Annotated in this window: 19 protein-coding genes; 8 read left to right on the forward strand and 11 right to left on the reverse strand. The window is 53.1% G+C overall.

Features of this window, described 5'->3' with window-relative positions:
* Positions 1 to 125: 125 nt before the first annotated feature.
* Complete coding sequence (locus tag Yoon_RS12170) at positions 126 to 950, reverse strand: ABC transporter permease (protein ID WP_238112517.1); 825 nt, start codon at positions 948 to 950, stop codon at positions 126 to 128.
* A 104-nt stretch (positions 951 to 1054) separates the two neighbouring features.
* On the opposite strand from Yoon_RS12170, the gene cysQ reads away from it, so the two are divergent.
* From cysQ to Yoon_RS12205, 7 genes are all read left to right on the forward strand, one after another.
* Entirely contained in the window at positions 1055 to 1852 is a 798-nt protein-coding gene (gene cysQ, locus Yoon_RS12175) for a 3'(2'),5'-bisphosphate nucleotidase CysQ (RefSeq protein ID WP_238112518.1), read from the forward strand.
* Positions 1852 to 2652, forward strand: a complete 801-nt coding sequence (locus Yoon_RS12180) for a 3-deoxy-manno-octulosonate cytidylyltransferase (protein ID WP_238112519.1) — start codon at positions 1852 to 1854, stop codon at positions 2650 to 2652. The genes cysQ and Yoon_RS12180 overlap by 1 nt, the downstream gene beginning before the upstream one ends.
* Positions 2653 to 2739: 87 nt before the next feature.
* Positions 2740 to 3621 carry a UTP--glucose-1-phosphate uridylyltransferase GalU gene (galU, locus tag Yoon_RS12185; protein ID WP_238112520.1) on the forward strand — a complete coding sequence of 294 codons (882 nt, stop codon included), beginning with the start codon at positions 2740 to 2742 and terminating at the stop codon, positions 3619 to 3621.
* Between the two features lie 16 nt (positions 3622 to 3637).
* Positions 3638 to 4663: a glycosyltransferase family 2 protein gene (locus Yoon_RS12190; RefSeq protein ID WP_238112521.1), complete on the forward strand. Its 1026-nt coding sequence runs from the start codon at positions 3638 to 3640 to the stop codon at positions 4661 to 4663.
* Between the two features lie 13 nt (positions 4664 to 4676).
* Positions 4677 to 5684: a glycosyltransferase family 2 protein gene (locus Yoon_RS12195; protein WP_238112522.1), complete on the forward strand. Its 1008-nt coding sequence runs from the start codon at positions 4677 to 4679 to the stop codon at positions 5682 to 5684.
* Positions 5681 to 7384 (forward strand): beta-1,6-N-acetylglucosaminyltransferase, encoded by a 1704-nt coding sequence (locus tag Yoon_RS12200; protein ID WP_238112523.1) that lies wholly within the window; start codon positions 5681 to 5683, stop codon positions 7382 to 7384. Before Yoon_RS12195 ends, Yoon_RS12200 begins: the two co-directional genes overlap by 4 nt.
* Positions 7381 to 8814, forward strand: a complete 1434-nt coding sequence (locus tag Yoon_RS12205) for a nodulation protein NodH (RefSeq protein ID WP_238112524.1) — start codon at positions 7381 to 7383, stop codon at positions 8812 to 8814. Before Yoon_RS12200 ends, Yoon_RS12205 begins: the two co-directional genes overlap by 4 nt.
* Here the strand turns inward: Yoon_RS12205 and Yoon_RS12210 are convergent.
* From Yoon_RS12210 to Yoon_RS12245, 8 genes are all read right to left on the reverse strand, one after another.
* A complete protein-coding gene (locus tag Yoon_RS12210) occupies positions 8811 to 9275 on the reverse strand; it encodes a PTS sugar transporter subunit IIA (protein WP_238112525.1) in 465 nt (154 codons plus the stop codon). The two genes, Yoon_RS12205 and Yoon_RS12210, sit on opposite strands and share 4 nt — an antisense overlap.
* A 31-nt stretch (positions 9276 to 9306) precedes the next feature.
* On the reverse strand, positions 9307 to 9882 hold the full coding sequence (gene hpf, locus Yoon_RS12215) for a ribosome hibernation-promoting factor, HPF/YfiA family (RefSeq protein WP_238112526.1): 576 nt from the start codon (positions 9880 to 9882) through the stop codon (positions 9307 to 9309).
* Positions 9883 to 10116: 234 nt separating this feature from the next.
* Complete coding sequence (gene lptB / locus Yoon_RS12220) at positions 10117 to 10866, reverse strand: LPS export ABC transporter ATP-binding protein (RefSeq protein WP_238112527.1); 750 nt, start codon at positions 10864 to 10866, stop codon at positions 10117 to 10119.
* A complete protein-coding gene (lptA, locus tag Yoon_RS12225; protein WP_238112528.1) occupies positions 10866 to 11351 on the reverse strand; it encodes a lipopolysaccharide transport periplasmic protein LptA in 486 nt (161 codons plus the stop codon). The genes lptB and lptA overlap by 1 nt, the downstream gene beginning before the upstream one ends.
* A gap of 26 nt (positions 11352 to 11377) precedes the next feature.
* Positions 11378 to 11977 carry a hypothetical protein gene (locus tag Yoon_RS12230; RefSeq protein ID WP_238112529.1) on the reverse strand — a complete coding sequence of 200 codons (600 nt, stop codon included), beginning with the start codon at positions 11975 to 11977 and terminating at the stop codon, positions 11378 to 11380.
* Position 11978: 1 nt separating this feature from the next.
* On the reverse strand, positions 11979 to 12947 hold the full coding sequence (locus Yoon_RS12235) for an SIS domain-containing protein (protein ID WP_238112530.1): 969 nt from the start codon (positions 12945 to 12947) through the stop codon (positions 11979 to 11981).
* The gene (locus Yoon_RS12240) at positions 12947 to 13558 is read right to left on the reverse strand and encodes a ribonuclease D (RefSeq protein WP_238112531.1); all 612 of its coding nucleotides are present in this window, start codon (positions 13556 to 13558) and stop codon (positions 12947 to 12949) included. The genes Yoon_RS12235 and Yoon_RS12240 overlap by 1 nt, the downstream gene beginning before the upstream one ends.
* A 60-nt stretch (positions 13559 to 13618) precedes the next feature.
* Positions 13619 to 15664 (reverse strand): bifunctional diguanylate cyclase/phosphodiesterase, encoded by a 2046-nt coding sequence (locus tag Yoon_RS12245; RefSeq protein ID WP_238112532.1) that lies wholly within the window; start codon positions 15662 to 15664, stop codon positions 13619 to 13621.
* 148 nt (positions 15665 to 15812) lie between these two features.
* Here Yoon_RS12245 and Yoon_RS12250 point away from each other — a divergent pair, with 148 nt between their 5' ends.
* Positions 15813 to 17162, forward strand: coding sequence for a polysaccharide biosynthesis/export family protein (locus tag Yoon_RS12250; protein WP_238112533.1), 1350 nt, complete (start codon positions 15813 to 15815; stop codon positions 17160 to 17162).
* Here Yoon_RS12250 and Yoon_RS12255 read toward each other — a convergent pair.
* Both Yoon_RS12255 and Yoon_RS12260 read right to left on the reverse strand, forming a co-directional pair.
* Complete coding sequence (locus Yoon_RS12255; RefSeq protein WP_238112535.1) at positions 17159 to 17650, reverse strand: GNAT family N-acetyltransferase; 492 nt, start codon at positions 17648 to 17650, stop codon at positions 17159 to 17161. The genes Yoon_RS12250 and Yoon_RS12255 overlap by 4 nt on opposite strands.
* Entirely contained in the window at positions 17647 to 18237 is a 591-nt protein-coding gene (locus Yoon_RS12260; protein WP_238112537.1) for an HD family hydrolase, read from the reverse strand. Before Yoon_RS12260 ends, Yoon_RS12255 begins: the two co-directional genes overlap by 4 nt.
* Positions 18238 to 18249: the final 12 nt, after the last annotated feature.

The raw sequence follows: 18249 nt of genomic DNA on the forward strand, positions 1-18249 counted from the left end.
CCCTAAACAAGTGATCTAGGCGTATATAGGGATGCGTAATCGGGGCTGCAAGCGCCCTAGGCTCAACAAAACAGCAAAAAATCGGTTTTTTGTTCAGGGAAAGTTAAGAGATGTTGGCGAACGCCCTACTTCCCCATGCTCCAACTGGCAGAAACATGTTGCCGCGTGAAAAACATGCCCATCATGCCAAGAACTAGGAAGACCAGTGATACCTGCAATGGGTAGGAAATTGTGGTAAAATGCGGGTTATAGTCTAGAAAAACAAAGCCTTTGTTTTGGTCGATAATGTGAAATAGCGGATTCCAATCAAACATCGCAATCATGGCCGATGGGAGCGCGTTGACCAAAAACATCTTTCCTGAAGCAATCATGTTCATGCGCCGATAGAGTTGCCCGACAATGGCCATTGTACGCGGAAACCATGGCGTAATGGCAAGAAATAGAACCCCGATGCAACATCCCGAAAACCACGCGAGCAAAAACATTCCCATCGCGCCAATCGGGTTGTCGATGTAGATCGGGGTAACTGCGCAATGGTAGACTGTTAAGACGACCAAAATCGCCAAAAGCTGTTGATACAATGTTGCAAGCGCTGATGCGCAGATCGTCACAATCGGGTTCATTGGTGCATAAAGCATCATCGGCGCCAATGCATCGTTAGCCCCTTGGGTCGCCTTAACGGATTGGACATGTGTACGAAACAGCATCACGCCGGACATGATGTAGATCAAAAAATCTTCGCCAGGTATGGGGCAGCTGCGTATACCGACGACCATGAACATCACCAAAAATACGGCCACCAAAACAAGGCTTTGCAAAATGGTCAAAACAAGGCCGACGACAGCATTTCTGTGGCCCCCGCGCACAGATCGTACGGTGACTTCGTAAATCAGGTCGAGATTGCTGAAAAAGCTGCCTAAGGTCGACACATTTCGGCGAGTTTGAAACATCGTGATGCTTTCGTTCTGTGCCTGCGCTAGGATTGGCTTGCCGACATCGGATCAAGCCTTCATAACCGTCACACCCTAATTATTCAATAAACAGGACCCCCGCGATGGATTTTGAAAAACTGAACACCGTGATGCGGGAACTCGCGCTTTTGGCGGGCGATAAAATTATGAAAATCTATGCCGCCGACGATTTTGATGTGCGCGCGAAAAGCGATGAAAGCCCGGTGACTGCAGCAGACGAAGCGGCCGATGCGATCATTAGCGCAGGCCTGCGTGCGGCATTCCCTGACGTCCCACTTGTCACCGAGGAACAGTCAGAATCGCACGGTCAATCCGTTAGCACGTTCTTGATCGTCGATCCGTTGGATGGGACCAAAGAATTCATCAAACGGCGCGGTGATTTCACCGTGAACATCGCTTATGTGGTCGACGGCGTCCCGGTCCGCGGGATCGTTTATGCGCCCGCCAAAGAACGGCTGTTTTACACCGATGCGGGGGGCGTTTCGGTCGAGGAAACAGGCGTGTTTGCAAAAGAAACGGTAGGTAAAATCGCGCCATTGCAGGTTTCAAAGCCCGACAATAGCGCGCTTTTAATTGTTGCGTCCAAATCTCACCGGGATCAAGCAACCGATGATTATATTAATAAATACAACGTCCAAGACATGAAAAGCGCAGGGTCATCGTTGAAATTCTGTCTGGTCGCCACGGGCGAGGCCGACCTTTACCCACGTCTTGGGCGCACGATGGAATGGGACACGGCTGCCGGGCATGCTGTGTTGACAGGGGCCGGCGGGCAGGTGGTGCGGTTTGATGACCATACGCCGCTGACCTATGGCAAACCTATTTTCGAAAACCCATTCTTTATCGCGCTGTCGCCGGGTGTCACGTTGGAGCAAGGATAATGCCTGTCCTTATCGTTGTACCAGCGCGCTATGCATCGACCCGCTATCCCGGCAAGCCGCTTGTTGAGCTGCGCGGGGCAGACGGAATCGCGAAAACGCTGATCCGCCGGTCTTGGGATGCCGCGATGCAAGTGAAAGGTGTCGACCGGGTTGTGATCGCGACGGACGATGACCGCATCGCGGAAGCTGCGCGCGGCTTTGGGGCCGAGGTGGTGATGACATCAGTTGATTGTCAAAACGGGACCGAACGCTGTGCCGAAGCGGTCGCAAATATCGATGGCGGCTACGACATTGTCGTGAATTTACAAGGTGATGCGCCGCTGACACCTGCGTGGTTCGTCGAAGATCTTGTTACTGGGCTACGTGCCAACCCACAAGCAGACGTGGCAACGCCTGTTTTACGGACCGAAGGGCGCGCCCTAAACAGCTTTTTGGCTGATCGCCGCGCCGGTCGCGTTGGGGGCACCACGGCTGTGTTTGGTACAAGTAACAACGCACTTTATTTCTCAAAAGAGGTGATCCCCTATACGGGTAAGACCTATGAGGATGCGGATGAAACGCCTGTGTTTCACCATGTGGGCGTCTACGCTTATCGGCCCGATGCGCTTTCATCCTACCCGACATGGGAATCCGGCCCCCTTGAACAGCTCGAAGGTCTGGAACAGCTCCGGTTCTTAGAGCGCGGAACGCCTGTATTATGTGTCGAAGTTGACGGCCGAGGACGGCAATTTTGGGAATTAAACAATCCTGAAGATGTGCCACTTATTGAGGCAATGTTGCAAGAAATGGGCGAAGCTTAGCCGCCAGGTCGCAAAAGGTGGATAAATCCCCTTTAGGCCCACAACCATCGGCACTACGCTGGGTCTGAGTAATAAAGAGGCACGAACATGAAAAGAAAAGTAACCAAAGCAATTTTTCCAGTGGCTGGCATGGGAACGCGGTTTTTGCCCGCAACCAAATCTGTCCCCAAAGAAATTATGACCTTGGTGGATCGCCCGTTGATCCAATACGCGATCGATGAAGCCCGCGCTGCGGGGATCGAAGACTTTATTTTTGTGACGTCACGCGGAAAATCTGCGCTCGAAGATTATTTTGATCATTCTCCTGAATTGGCATCGTCGTTGCGCAAATCGGGCAAGACAGAGCTGCTTGAAACCTTGCAAGCCACCAATATGGACAGCGGTGCGATTGCCTATATCCGCCAGCACAAGGCGCTTGGGCTCGGGCACGCTGTGTCATGCGCGCGCAAATTGATCGGGGATGAACCATTTGCGGTTATCCTGCCCGATGATGTGATCGCGGCCGAGAAACCTTGTCTGCAACAGATGATCGAAGCCTACCAAGACACTGGCGGCGCAATGGTTGCTGCGATGGAAGTCGCGCCGGAAAAGACGTCGTCCTACGGGATTTTGGATGTAATCAGTGACGAAGGATCGGTTGTTGAGGTTAAAGGCATGGTCGAAAAGCCAGCCCCCGGCACAGCGCCGTCAAACCTCGCAGTGATCGGGCGTTATATTCTGACGCCGCGTATTATGCAAAACTTTGACAAGATCGAACGTGGTGCTGGTGGCGAAATCCAACTTACCGACGCGATTGCTTATGAGCTGACTACAGGGCGTGATATCTTTGGGTTTAAGTTCGAAGGAGAACGGTTCGATTGCGGGTCAAAGGCAGGATTTTTGCAAGCGACGGTGTCATTTGCATTGAACAGGCCTGAACTGCGTGACGAGTTAACAACGTTCCTGAAAGATTTGAAATTGCCTGCTTAGGCAGCAAGGGGAAAGATTGCGCGCGACGTTCACGGATGCATGGTTAGCTTACCGTTTGCGCTGGAAACGGCGGCGCATTCTGTTGCGCATTTGGCGCAACCGCAAGCAGATTGAACGGCGTTCGGATCGTACAAAACAGATCATGCCCGGTGCAATTCTGGCGTTTTCGACGGTGCGTAATGAAATGCTGCGCTTGCCGCATTTTTTGGACTATTACCGTAAGCTTGGTGTCGCCCATTTTCTTATCGTGGATAACGCCAGCACAGATGGCACGGCCGATTTTCTAACCAAGCAATCTGACGTTTCACTTTGGACCACATCGCATAGCTACAAGTTATCGCGCTTTGGCATGGATTGGTTAGGTTGGCTACAATGGCAATATGGATCGGGTCATTGGTGTTTGACCGTCGATGCTGATGAATTGCTGGTCTATCCGCAAAGCGACAACCGCGATTTGCAGGCATTGACGGCCCACCTCGACTCACAAGGCTTGCCCACATTTGGCGCGTTGATGTTGGATATGTACCCTCAGGGGCCGTTAACCAATGTAGCTTATACACACAGACAAGACCCGGTTACTGCGCTGGGCTGGTTTGATGGATCGGGTTACCGGCATCGGGTGCATCCGGTATTTGGCAACCAATGGATTCAAGGCGGGGTGCGTGACCGCGTGTTTTTCCAAGCTGACCCAGACCGGGCGCCGAGCCTGAACAAAACCCCGCTGGTCAAATGGCACTGGCGCAATGTCTATGTGACCTCGACCCATCATATGCTGCCGCGACGGTTGAATCAGGTGTTCGACTGGCCATCAAAGACCAAGATGACGGGTGCGTTGTTGCATACCAAATTTCTGCCCGATATCGCTGCGCGATCATCCGAAGAATTGGATCGACAGCAACATTTTGAGAACAGCGCGCTTTATACCGGGTATTATCGGAATCTTATTGCTGGCCCGGATTTGTGGACCGATAGGTCTGTGGCCTATAAGGGGTGGCAGCAGCTCGTTGAACTTGGGCTGATTACGCCGGGTGATTGGCGTTAGAAAGGGATAAAATTTGGGGGTTTGGACATCATATCGGCTGCGATTACGGCGGAAACGTTGGAAAATACGCGCGCGTCGTAAAGGCCGCGAATTGATCCCTGTCCAAGATCGCACAGCGCAAATTACCCCATCTGATATCTTACTATGCTGTACGTTTCGAAACGAAGACATCCGGCTGCCGTTCTTCTTGGATTACTATCGTAAGCTGGGGGTGACCCACTTTCTTTTGGTCGACAACGGCAGCGACGACGGCGGTGCCGCCTATATGGCGGATCAACCAGATGTGTCGCTTTGGAAGACTGACGCTCATTACGGAAAATCGCGCTACGGCATGGATTGGCTCACCTATTTGCAGGGCAAATACGCGCATGGGCATTGGGTGTTGACCGTCGATGTCGACGAGTTTTTCGTCTACCCGTTTTGCGACACGCGTCCTATGCGCGCTTTGGCCGATTGGCTTGAAGCGTCAGAAGTCCGATCGTTCGGCGCGATGATGTTGGATATGTATCCAAAGGGGCAAGTCAGTGACGCGGTTTACCAACGCGGCGCGGACCCGTTCAAACTGGCCAATTGGTTTGATCCCGGCAATTACACGCTAAAACGCAATGATTTTTACCGCAATTTGTGGATTCAAGGGGGGCCGCGCGCGCGCGTATTCTTTGCAGAAAAACCCAAACAAGCCCCAGCATTGAACAAGATTCCTTTTGTTAAATGGGATCGTGATTTCACCTATGTCAGCTCTACCCACATGCTTTTGCCACGCGGGCTAAACCTTGTTTACGGACAAAATGGGGGTGAAAAAACGTCTGGAATTTTGCTGCACGCAAAATTTTTGAACACCTTTGGTCCGCGCGTAAGTCAAGAAGCCGAACGTGCCGAACACTATAGCGCTGGGCGAGAGTATAAATCCTATGCCAGTGCTGACAACGACCCGGAAATCTGGTGCCAGTGGAGCGAACAATATTTGAATTGGCGTCAGCTTGAGGCGCTCGGCTTGATGTCCAAGGGGAACTGGGCATGAGCTTAGGTGTCGTCATGTTGGTACATACGGATTTTGACCGTGCAGAACTGATGGTGCGCCACTGGGCTGAGGGCGGTTGTCCGGTGATGATCCACGTCGATAGCGATGTCGATGACACGACTTATGATCGTTTTGTAGCCAATTTGGATGATCTTGCCGACGTCCGGTTTAGCACGCGCCACCGTTGCGAATGGGGCATGTGGGGGCTGGTTGCAGCTACGCAAGACGCCGTGCAGCATTTGTTGACTGATTTTGAACAAGTGGGGCGCGTCTTTTTGGCGTCCGGTTCCTGCCTGCCACTTCGCCCAATTTCGGAACTGCGCGCATTTTTGGATGCCAGCCCTCAAACCGATTTCATCGAAAGCGCCACGACAGCTGATGTCCCTTGGACGGTCGGTGGGCTTGATCGTGAACGGTTCACCCTGCGTTTCCCTTTTGCTTGGAAACGGCGGCGACGGCTGTTTGACGGCTATGTTCGGTTGCAGCAGATCATTGGGATCAAGCGGCGAATTCCAAAGGGTTTGATGCCACATATGGGATCGCAATGGTGGTGCCTGACGCGCACGACGCTCGAAGCAATTTTGAACGACCCAAACCGGCGCAGATATGATCGATATTTCCAGCGGGTTTGGATCCCTGACGAAAGCTATTTTCAAACTCTTGCGCGTAAACATGCAGCACGCATCCAAAGTCGATCCCTGACGTTGTCAAAATTCGATTTTCAGGGCAAGCCACATATTTTTTACGATGATCACGTCGAAATATTGCGACGCTCAGGGTGCTTTGTCGCGCGTAAGATCTGGCCAAATGCCCAAGTTCTCTATGAAAATTTTCCCTGTGCGACCGATAAGGCGGCGGGCGCTGTAAGGCCGAGCACGGGCACAGTGGACCGCATTTTCGACAAGGCGGTTGAGCGCCGTACGCGCGGGCGGGCAGGTCTATATATGCATAGCCGTTTCCCGAATATGGAAAAGGCAAACGGGATCGCTGCCGCCCCGTTCTCGGTTATGCAGGGCTTTGACGCGCTGTTTCCAGGTTTTCAGAACTGGCTTGCGCTGCAAACCGAGGCAACCGTTCACGGGCATCTTTATGCAAAGGATAAGGCCCATTTTGCGGATGGTGCAGAGGTATTCCGCGGCGCGCTGTCTGACAGTGCGCGCTTGCGCGATTACAATGCTCAAGGATTTTTAACAAATTTGATGTGGACCACGCGTGATCAATATCAATGCTTTATGTTTGGGCCTGCGGATACGCAATCCATTCGGTGGTTGCTGGCGCATGATACCAACGCGCGCGTTTGGGTGATCTCTGGTGCTTGGTCGATTCCATTGTTTTTATCGGGCCGGTCTGCGGCCGAAGTGCGGACTGAAGCCGCGCGTTTGCAACGCCGCGAAAACCAATTTCTTAAGACACTGCGCGCGCCCGACGCGCATGCGCGCCTACATATCTATACTTTGGCGGATTTTCTTGAAAACCCACGCGATGTCTTGCAAATGCTTATCGATCAAATCGGAGGACACAAGGCGCATGCGCTTGGACAACTTCCTGAAATGGTTGACCTAAGCGGCTTGCCAGTGTTTCTGCAAGAGCTCAAAAATCAAGGGATGCACCCGTTTTTGACAGGTCATCTTTCGGAAGAAATGCATCGTCGGGCGACGGTGGTTTCAGAACCGCGATCTTATGTAGTTGGCCACAAATGACCAAATTTGACTATTTCATTATCCTGGCGGAAATGCGTACAGGGTCCAATTTTCTTGAAGCGAATTTGAACGCGCTGGAAGGGGTAACCTGCCACGGAGAAGCCTTTAACCCCGCGTTTATCGGTTACCCCAAAACGGATGGTCTGCTTGGAATGTCACGAGATGATCGTGACTCGGACCCCTCCGCACTTATCACAAAAATCGTCGCGGATGACGGTTTAGTTGGGTTTCGGTTCTTTCATAATCATGATCCGCGCGTATTAACCATATGCATGGATGACCCGCGCTGTGCCAAGATTATTCTGACGCGCAACCCGCTGGACAGCTACGTGAGCTGGAAATCCGCACGTGCGACGGGGCAATGGAAGCTGACCAATGCGACGAACGCAAAATCGTTACAAATTGCTTTTGATTCAGAAGAGTTTGAGGCGCTACTGGCGCGGCTGCAAGAGTTTCAGTTGGATATTCAACGCAGGCTACAGACCAGCGGGCAAACGGCATTTTATGTTGGTTATGACGACCTGCGCGACGTAGAAATCTTAAACGGCTTAGCCGCATTTTTGGGCGTTGATGCGCGTCTTGATGGGCTTGATAAAAAGCTAAAGAAACAAAACCCAGAGCCGCTTGATCAGCGCGTGCGCAATTTTGACGCGATGAAGGCGGCGCTTGGGCCGTTGGACCGGTTTGATCTATCGCGGACCCCAAATTTTGAACCGCGGCGTGGTGCAGCCGTGCCAACATATGTCGCGTCTGAAAAAGCTGGGTTGCTGTTTATGCCGTTACGGTCTGCGCCGGATTGGGCGGTGCGGCGCTGGCTCGCTGAAGTTGAAGGGACGCGGCCACGCGATTTGCAACGCAAATTTACCCAAAAGACCCTGCGCACATGGCAGGAAAGCCACGTTGGTCACCGTAGTTTTACCGTGCTGCGGCATCCGGTGGCCCGCGCACATGCCGCGTTTTGCGACTGCATTCTATCCGATGGACCGGAAAGTTTTCCCGGCATTCGCGCAAATTTGCGCAGGGTCCACAAACTACCTATTCCGGACCCGCTGCCTGACCTTTCGGACCCGCAGACCTATAGCAATGCGGCCCACCGCGCGGCATTTTTGGGATTTTTGCAGTTTTTGCGTCAAAATTTGGCGGGGCAGACACCGATACGAGTTGATCCAGCTTGGGCCAGCCAGCTCGCCCTTTTGCAAGGCATCGCTACACTCTCACTCCCTGACGTGATTTGTCGAGAAGACAGTCTTGGTGACGAGCTAGCTGTTCTTTCAACTCAGTTAGGGATCGCGCCTATTCCGCCGCTTGGCGACACCAACCACCAACATCACAACCGATTGGTCGCGATCTACGATGCGGTGATCGAAGATGCGGCGCGCACAGCATATGCACGTGACTATGCGGCGTTTGGGTTCGGAAATTGGGCCTAAGCGGCTTGCGACGACTGCTCTGCGGTTAAAATTGTGTGCAGTGTAGCTGCATCACTATTTGCGCGCAGCTTCGCGCAAATAGCGTCATCTCGTAGGGTACGCGATACTAGCGCGAGCGCCTTAAGATGTTCAACGCCCGCGTTTTCAGGAGCAATCAGACAAAATACGAGGTCGACTGGCTGGCGATCAACAGAGTCAAAGTTCAAAGGTTTTTCGAGACGTAGAAAAATACCCTGAACTTCAGTTACGCCGGGCAGGCGGGCATGCGGCAATGCGATACCATGTCCCACACCGGTCGGGCCAAGCCCCTCGCGTTCAATGAGAGCATCGATAACATGGGTCGCGTTCAGGCCATAGCTTGTGTTCGCCAACTCGCCCAAGTCGTGAAACAGCCGCTTTTTACTGGTGCAAGACGCGATGGTTTTCACCGCGTCCGGCTTGAGGATGTCTGCAACTTGCATCGGTTGTTTCTTTCACCAAATTTACTGGGGGTTAGCCCAATGATTTGGGATCAATCCAGCCAATATTTCCGTCGTCACGTCGATAGACGACGTTAATTCCATTGTGTTTCTCATTTCGGAACACAAGCACCGGAGCACTCGCGATTTCCATTTGCATCACCGCTTCACCAACCGAGAGCGATGGGATTTTTGTCTCCATCTCCGCCACGATCATAGCGTTAACGGTATCCTGCGCGGCCTCATCTGACTCGTCTCTTGGCTCGAGGATATATGACCCAGCATCAGAAAGTTCAACAGGTTGTGACCGGCCGGAATGATGGTCCTTGAGACGGCGCTTATAACGGCGCAGTTGTTTGTCCATTTTTTCGCCGCTGCTGTCGAAAGCGGCGTAAATTTCTGTTGCCTTCCCAGTGGCTTGCGCTGTCAGACCTGTCGAAAGATGCACAACGGCTTCGCAGACATATTCATGCCCAGACTTGGAGAAAACAACATAGGCATCGGTAGGGCGCCCGGCGTATTTTTCAAGAATATCACCCAACTCTGATTTCACATGTGTTTGCAGTGCTTCGCCAATGTCGATTTGCTTACCGCTGATTTGATACCGCATCGTTTCTCCTATCTTGTGGTTGCAGATACGCAATACACCTCAATTCTAGAGGTGACGTTAACGCGCATCTAGTCGGTGGAAAACGATAACACCCCAGTTTCATTCGCTTTATTCTCAGACCCTGGCGCAGGCGCCAGCCGAGTCATGAGAGAAGAAATCGGGTTAGTCATCCCCTACAGTTGGCGACGAAAAACGAAGCTTGTCAATATCTCAGCCACCATTGTGAACAAAGAATCAGTTCACGCGGAAACTATCGCCCAGATATACGCGCCGCACATTTTCATCGGCGATGACTTCTTCAGTGGTGCCGTTCATCAGGACCGTGCCGTCATGCAGAATGTAAGCGCGGTCAACGATTTGAAGTGTCTCTTGGACGTTGTGATCAGTGATCAGTACGCCAATCCCGCGGTTTTTTAGGTCCGCAACAAGATGCCTGATTTCACCAACGGCAATCGGATCGACGCCGGCAAACGGTTCATCAAGCAGGACGTATTTCGGTCCCGCAGCAAGGCACCGCGCGATTTCAACCCGGCGGCGTTCCCCACCCGACAGCGCCATCGCAGAGGCGCGCCGCAAATGTTCGATTGAGAACTCGGAAAGCAGCTCTTCAAGTCGTTCGCGCCTTTTATGATGGTCTTTCACCGCGATTTCGAGAATCGACATGATGTTATCTTCGACGCTCATACCCCGGAAAATTGACATCTCTTGCGGGAGATATCCAATACCAAGCTGCGCCCGCCGATACATGGGCAGCAATGTAACGTCGCGCCCATCAATGATCACCTTGCCGCCTTCGGGGGTAACAAGACCAGCGATGGAATAAAAGCAGGTTGTTTTTCCAGACCCATTTGGGCCAAGAAGTGCGACGACCTCTCCGCGGCCCAGATCAATCGTGACGTCGCGGATCACAGGGCGCTTACGATAGCTTTTGCGTAGATTGACAATTTTGAGGCCCGTACCCCCATCCATGGTGGAGCCGTCCATCAGTTGTTGCCCTGTTGAAGAACTGTGCGCACGCGCCCTTCCATCGATGCCGTTCCAGTTTCGACATTGACGATCATGCTTTGTGCGGAAATTGCGCTGGCACCTTGGGTTAGCAAAACGTCACCCGTCAGGGTTAATAGCCCCGTTGTGATATCGTATTCGGCACTTTGCGCCTCTGCGGCTTCGGCCGCGGTGACAAAGGTCACGCCACCTGTCGCAATCAGCTGTGCAATCTCGCTATTTTCAGTCCCATATACCACTTCGACGGCGGCCGCAGACAGGCGCAGGTCGCCTTGCCCAATGATGACGTTGCCGGTGAATTGGGCGGTGCCGTTTTCTTGGTCAACGGCCAAGCTATCAGCGGTGACTTCGATCGCTGCCGATGTATCAACAGTCATGCCGCCCAAATCAATGTTGGTCTGCGCCAGCACGGGACCCGCAAGTGACAAAAGGAAGGTCGACAAGATCGCGAATTTTCTGAACACTTGGCTAGTTTCCTATTTTGAACGCTTCATTCTTTCGGTGTGTATATCAGTTTGACGCCATTGGTGAATAGCATCTGCTGGATGGCGCCACCGCTGGCCATTTGAAACGTGACTTTGCCCGCAGTCAATTCGCCCAAGGGCGCGCGGATCTCAAGATGGCCGTCAGATGTGATCACCCCGGTGTCTAGCACTGCGGTGATCCCATTGGTTTCCATCGCATAGCCGGTCGAGGTTTCCAAATGGGCAAGACCAAGGAAACGAGCGATTTTTTCGGACCCGTTTAGCTCTCCGCTGGTGGTGGTGACGGTGATATTGCTGCCATCAGGGTTATCCATTTGCATGCGCATATCGTCGGTGAGAATAACCGCAGGATCTGCCGGGCTTGGATGCGCGGCGCGCGCTGAAATGGACAGGGTCGCGCCATCATTGGTGACGCCGGAAAACCGCGGCGCGGAAAGCCGTTGTTCGCGTGCGATTTCTGTCACCTCTGTCATATCTAACTGCGTCGGCTCGCCCGGGGCGCGCGCGAACAAGAAGAGTGTCGACAAAAGCCCGATAGCCCCAATCGGTAGCATGATCTTCGCGAGGTTGACGATTTGCGAATAGATGTTATCGCGCCCACCCATGTTAGACGACGCCTGCACGCAAGCAGTCGTGGATATGTAAGACCCCGGCCAGCTTGCGCGGGGAATCTGGGTGGGCGGCAAATAGGCAGGTGATCTTACGATCATTCATGATCGCAAGCGCCTCAGCGGCGAGCGCATGAATTGACACCGTCGCCGGATTTCGGGTCATAACTTCACCGGCTGTGAGATCGAGCAAACCGTCCATGTGCCGGCGTAAATCCCCATCGGTCACGATTCCAACAAGCGTCTGGCTGTCGTCCAAAACGGCGACAACGCCAAACCCTTTTTGGCTGATCGCAAGCAATGTTTCGGTCATCGGCGTATTAACGGTTACCGTTGGTACGGTTGCGCCAACATGCATGAGGTCCGACACGCTGGCCAATTGCGCGCCCAATTTGCCGCCGGGATGAAATTTGCGGAAATTTTCAGGGGTGAACTTGCGATGTTCCATGAGGGCTACGGCGAGCGCGTCACCTAGCGCGAGCGTCATGGTCGTGGATGTGGTTGGCACTACGCCTGATCCGCAGGCTTCGCCGCATTTGGGCAAAAGAATTTGCACGTCAGATTGCTGCAGCAAGGTGCTTTCTGTCCGGCTCGCAATGCCAATCATTGGGATACCAAAGCGCCGTGTATAGGTCACCAAATCTGCAAGTTCGGGTGTTTCGCCCGAATTGGACAAGACAAGCACAACATCGTCTTCAGTCATCATACCCAGATCGCCGTGGCTTGCCTCTGCGGGGTGGACAAAATGTGCCGGCGTGCCTGTGCTGGCAAATGTCGCTGCGATTTTGCGGGCGATATGGCCTGATTTGCCCATCCCCGAAACGATCACGCGTCCCTTTGCAGTTAGCAATAGCTTAACAGCCGCAGTAAACCCGCTGCCGAGACCATCTGCAAGCTGCGTAAGGCCTGTGGCCTCTTCATTTATGACCCGGCGCCCAGTGGCGAGAAATTTTTCTGTGTTTTCCATCAGTGCGCGAAAATATCTGTTTCGGGCCAACCTGCAAGGTCAAGTCGTGCCCGCGTTGGTAGAAAGTCAAAACATGCTTGGGCGATCTGCGTACGATCTTCACGTGCAAGCCGCCTATCAAGTGCTGATTTCAGCTGATGCAAATACAAGACGTCAGAGGCCGCATAGTTTAGCTGCGCCTCTGTAAGATCGGCGGCGCCCCAATCGCTTTGTTGTTGATATTTAGAAATATCGACACCGACCATTTCTTGCAGCAAGTTACGCAACCCATGGCGTTCGGTATATGTGCGGACCAGCTTTGAGGCGATTTTTGTGCAATAGACCGGAGCAGCGAGGGCGCTAAATGCGTGAAAGAGCGCGGCTATATCAAAGCGACCAAAGTGAAACAGCTTGAGTACATCAGTGTTGGTCAACATCGCGCTTAGGTTTGGGGCGGTTGTTTGTCCAATTGCGATCTGAACCATATGGCAATCGCCGTCACCGCCAGACATTTGCACGAGGCATAGACGGTCACGATGTGGGTTTAGCCCCATGGTTTCGCAGTCGATTGCGACGACTGGCCCAAGGTCAAGCCCGTCCGGCAGATCATTTTGATAGAGATGGTTAGCCACGGTGGAATCCTTTTGGCGATGCTTCTCGTCAAATAGGGGCTATTGTGTCGTTCCTCAAGGTTACTGGATCATTTGCGCGACGCGAGGCGCGATATGTAGCGGGGCATTTGCATGGGCTTTTAGCCAGACACGGAATTCTTCGGCCGGCATCGGTTTCGCATAACCGTACCCTTGGGCAATAGCGCAACCGCGTTCGTTAAGATGCGTGGCTTGAATGTCTTCTTCGACGCCCTCTGCGATGACGTGCAGCCCAAGTTCGGACGCCAAAGCAAGGATTGCGCGCACAATACTATCGGCCTTTGCATCGGGAAGTGGGGCCACCAACGAGCGGTCAAGTTTGATCCCATTAAGTGGCAATTGTGTGAGTTTCGCGAGCGAGGCGTAACCTGTCCCAAAATCATCTAGTTCCAGGCTGACCCCGCATTCAGAAAGGCTATCAATGTTGATTGCGGCCATGTCATCTGCGCCGTTGATAAGCGTGGTTTCAAGCACTTCGACAATAATCTGATCGACCCCAAGTCCTGAACGCTGCAGCTCTAATAAAAGCCGTTCAATGAGATGCGGATCCGAAATTGTTTCAGGTGCGGCGTTTAGAGAAATACAGGGATGCCAAAGGTTTTCTTTTTGCCACAATACCGCATGCGCCATCGCCACGCGCCAAATACTGTGATCCATGTCGATGACGAGCCCTGCACGCTCTGCGGCGGGAATGAAACGATCAGGGGTTAATAAACCACGCGTTGGGTGGCGCCACCGTGCCAGAACCTCGGCCCCATGCAGATGCCCGTCCGATAAACGGACCTGTGGTTGGAACCAAGGCTCAATTTCACCTTGTTTGATTGCATCCGCAAGTTCTGCTTGTAAGGCGCGCATGCTTTCTACGTCGTCCCGTAGTGATTTTTCAAACTGCAGCGTCTTGTTTTCACCAGAATTTTTCGCAGTTTGAATTGCAATTGACGCGTCCGCAATCGTGTTGATCGGGTCTTCAGTATTTGTTGAAAGCTTTAGGTAGCCGATGCTTGCGTGAATCGGAATGCGACGGCCCTTTACCTCGAATGGGTCCGCAAACAATGCCCGAATCCTGCCGATCATCAAATGTGCGGGCTCATGGGTGACAAGTACAAATTCGTCCCCGCCAACACGCGCGACGATATTGTCGTCGTCGACGCAACTTTGCAGTGCGCGGCCCACAGTGATGAGCAATTCATCCCCAAAATCATGCCCAGCTGAATTGTTGACCGCCTTAAAATTATCTAACCCCACAAATAGCACAGAAAGCCCGATGCTTTTTTCTTCTTTGTTCATACGCCCAAGGTAGGCCGTCAGGTGTGCGCGGTTGGGTAATCCGGTGAGCGGATCTTGGTGGGCGGTATGTTCCAATTTGCGGTTCATTTGTCGCAGTTCATGTTGTGAATCGCGGAGTGACTTTGTTTGTCTGTGTAGTTTTCGTATCGTTGACTGCACGGCGAGATGGGTCGGCACAAAGATAAAGATCGCCTCTGCAAGTAGTGCAAGCGCTGAAACTATCAGCACGCTACGTTGCCATTTTGAAAGACGAATGGCATCTGCATGGGCCTCTCGCTCAACCAGGGCGGCCGCGGAATGGAGCCCGTTTCCCAAGCCGTGGTTAGCGTAGAGCTCGTTGAGCTGTCGCGTTAATCCGGCATATTGCGCTGGGGTAGCCGTGCTAAATCTTGACGAAATATCGACAAATTCGGCGATGAGAGCATGCAGCGGTTCAGCGGAACCAAAGTAGTGTGTTCGTTGCTCGTCTGACCAAAGCCCCCCAAAAACGGTCATTGCGTAACTGCGTTCAAACTGTTTGATCGCTTTTTCAATAGGCGCAGCAGAGCTGACGTGTCCCGATGCCATGCGTTCTGCGATCAATAATATCTCATGTGCGTAGGTGATTTGCGATTGCGAGGTCTTGATCCCCGTTTCAGCGATGAGCTGACGTTCAATGATGGTGTGGTTGATATATTGGGTCGTGCCCAGCAAGGCCAAGATGATGAGTAGCGCCGCACACGAATGAATCCAGAGCCGTTCTGGACGGCGTAGGGTGAATATTTTCCGAGCGCGATACGCAAAGGGTCGCAAGAATTGCATCAACCGAATCCTATGGGGTTTGTCCATGCAAGTTGAACTGGATTGCTTAAGGTAAGGTTAGGTGCTTGCGAACTCCTCTTTTTAAGTAATCATTAACCAATCTTGATGCATCTTGGGCGTTGGGGATGTTGGTAGGAATAATTTCATTTTGCTTGGTAAAGCCATTCACCATGTACGCCTGTGGCAAATACTGTTCGCAGCCTTTATTCTACAGGGGTGCGGGGCAGCATATGTATCGCCCAAGGTCCAAGCAGAAGACGGGGTTGTTAGGGTCGTACCGTTGACGGCCCAAGCCATCGAAACGGCCAATCAGTCACCCTATAGCCCACGCGCAATTCCGGCGGCATTTACACAGCAAATCGCGGCAAACCCTAGCAATGGAGTGCAAGGGATGGGCGTTTTGCCTGTGCTAGGCGACGCGCCGCAACCCCGGCAATTGGCGACGCGCATCCCGCCACAGGTTGACCCAGAGCCTTATAAAATTGGCATCGGTGACATCGTCAGGTTAACGACACAGCCAGATACAAACCGCGATACATCTTCGGCTCCGCCAGACGTGCGAGCGACATATACGGTCCAAGATGATGGGATGATCTCCATTCCCGGAGTTGGCCGGGTCATGCTGCTTGATCTGACGCTCGCGCAAGCAGAAGCTCGCCTTTTCGAGAGCTTTGTGAGCGCGCGGATCGACCCGACGTTTAGCTTAGAAATGGCAGAGTTTCATGCGCGAGCCGTCGTGATTGGTGGTGCGGTGGCGGCACCAGTTTCGATTCCGATCACGCTCACACCATTATACTTGGATGAAGCAATTTCACGTGCTGGCGGTGTCGCCGTGTCTGATGGGACCGACGTGTCGATCCGAATTTACCGCGATGGCTCACTTTATCAACTGCAGTTGTCCGAATATTTGACAACGCCAGAATTTCACAAAATGCGGCTTTTGGGCGGGGATAGTATCTATATCGATACCGAATTTTCACTTGAGCGGGCGCAGGTATATTTTGAGCAGCAGATCACCTTGGCGCAAACGCGGCACCAAGCACGGGCGCAGGCGGTGGCGGCACTAACAGCCGAGCTGAACCAGCGCCGTGCGACATTGGCGGTGCACCGAACGAATTTTCAGGATCAATTGGCGCTTGATGCTGTTGCGCGCGACTATGTTTACTTAACGGGTGAGGTCATCGCGCCGGGGCGGTTTACCTTGCCGTTTGGGCGCGAGGCAACATTGGCCGATGCGTTGTTTTCAGAAGGGGGATTTACCAGCCAAACCGCGAACCCTGCGCAGATCTATGTGCTGCGCGCGGGCGAAGATGGCGCTGTTACGGCGTGGCAGCTTGATGCACGCAATGTCGCCAATCTTGTCTTAGCGACGCAGATGAACCTACGCCCCAACGATATCATCTTTATCGCAGAGCAACCGGTTACACGGTGGCACCGGGTTGTGCAGCAGATGGTTCCGGCACTGATCACCAGCGGCGCAGGGCTGGCAGCAAATTAAAGATCGTACCGCTTGCGGATGCGGTCGACTTTGGTGCCGTCGCGCAGCGGGATATCGATCAACCGATCATAGTCTTGGAACCCAAGCCCGCCATAATAGCGTAATCCTGCGACGTTATCGGCGCGGATTGTTGCGTCGATCACCGCAACACCTGCCGTTGTCGCCGCAGATTTTGTGGCAGCAAACAGCCCCTGTCCAACACCCATGCCTGCCGCCTTTGGCGCGACAAAGCTTGCGATAACGCCCCAGCCTTTGGGCATTGGATCATCGGGATTGCGCGGCCATCCCAGCCACTGAAACCCAACAACTTTACCTTCGCTTTCAGCGACGTGACAACAAACTAACGCGGATGGGGCGATATAATGAGACAGCATCGTGTCTTCGGTAAACGGTGTTTCATGCGCCGTTGACCCGCCGAGGGCGATAATCGTGTTAAGCAGTTCGACCATGTCAGCGGCGTCATGTGGTGTCACAGAGCGAACGATCATAGCGCATCCATCAGTTTTTTGTGGCGGTTTGTGAAATCGTCGCGGACTTCCATTGGGGGACGCAAATGAATTGAGAATTGCTTTGTCAGGGCCGCGTCTTGCTTGCCGAAAAGCTTGTTCGCCTCGGCTTGGGTGAACCCGGCGATTTGCACGGCTTCAAGCCAAGCTGACAGCTTGTCGGCCTTTTTGATTTGCCGCTTGATCGCGACGGGGATCTGCGCGGGCAGCCCAAAGCGAATGTGGATGGCGGCCGTCAACCGATCATCCAATGCACCGTAATCAGGGCCAACGGCGGCTTTGACTGGGCTAATCATATCGCCGATCACATATTCAGGTGCGTCATGCAAAAGCGCGGCCAGTTGCCATTTTACTGGGGCGCTGGGCTGCTGCCGTGCAAAGATATCAGTCACAAGCAGCGAATGCTCGGCCACGGAATAAGCAAAATCACCCCGTGTTTGCCCGTTCCAACGTGCGACAAACGCCAAGCCATGCGCGATATCAGCGATTTCGATGTCGACCGGGGTTGGGTCAAGCAGGTCAAGCCTGCGCCCCGAAAGCATCCGTTGCCACGCGCGTGGTTGCTTCATAGTGATTCTGCC

The sequence above is a fragment of the Yoonia sp. I 8.24 genome (assembly GCF_022096995.1).
Lineage (GTDB): Bacteria > Pseudomonadota > Alphaproteobacteria > Rhodobacterales > Rhodobacteraceae > Yoonia.

Excerpts from the sequence above, each read along its gene's own strand:
- Yoon_RS12170 (WP_238112517.1), bottom strand. The coding sequence starts at position 950 with ATGTTTCAAACTCGCCGAAATGTGTCGACCTTAGGCAGCTTTTTCAGC.
- cysQ (WP_238112518.1), top strand. The coding sequence starts at position 1,055 with ATGGATTTTGAAAAACTGAACACCGTGATGCGGGAACTCGCGCTTTTG.
- Yoon_RS12180 (WP_238112519.1), top strand. The coding sequence starts at position 1,852 with ATGCCTGTCCTTATCGTTGTACCAGCGCGCTATGCATCGACCCGCTAT.
- galU (WP_238112520.1), top strand. The coding sequence starts at position 2,740 with ATGAAAAGAAAAGTAACCAAAGCAATTTTTCCAGTGGCTGGCATGGGA.
- Yoon_RS12200 (WP_238112523.1), top strand. The coding sequence starts at position 5,681 with ATGAGCTTAGGTGTCGTCATGTTGGTACATACGGATTTTGACCGTGCA.
- Yoon_RS12205 (WP_238112524.1), top strand. The coding sequence starts at position 7,381 with ATGACCAAATTTGACTATTTCATTATCCTGGCGGAAATGCGTACAGGG.
- Yoon_RS12210 (WP_238112525.1), bottom strand. The coding sequence starts at position 9,275 with ATGCAAGTTGCAGACATCCTCAAGCCGGACGCGGTGAAAACCATCGCG.
- hpf (WP_238112526.1), bottom strand. The coding sequence starts at position 9,882 with ATGCGGTATCAAATCAGCGGTAAGCAAATCGACATTGGCGAAGCACTG.
- lptB (WP_238112527.1), bottom strand. The coding sequence starts at position 10,866 with ATGGACGGCTCCACCATGGATGGGGGTACGGGCCTCAAAATTGTCAAT.
- Yoon_RS12230 (WP_238112529.1), bottom strand. The coding sequence starts at position 11,977 with ATGGGTGGGCGCGATAACATCTATTCGCAAATCGTCAACCTCGCGAAG.
- Yoon_RS12235 (WP_238112530.1), bottom strand. The coding sequence starts at position 12,947 with ATGGAAAACACAGAAAAATTTCTCGCCACTGGGCGCCGGGTCATAAAT.
- Yoon_RS12245 (WP_238112532.1), bottom strand. The coding sequence starts at position 15,664 with ATGCAATTCTTGCGACCCTTTGCGTATCGCGCTCGGAAAATATTCACC.
- Yoon_RS12255 (WP_238112535.1), bottom strand. The coding sequence starts at position 17,650 with ATGATCGTTCGCTCTGTGACACCACATGACGCCGCTGACATGGTCGAA.
- Yoon_RS12260 (WP_238112537.1), bottom strand. The coding sequence starts at position 18,237 with ATGAAGCAACCACGCGCGTGGCAACGGATGCTTTCGGGGCGCAGGCTT.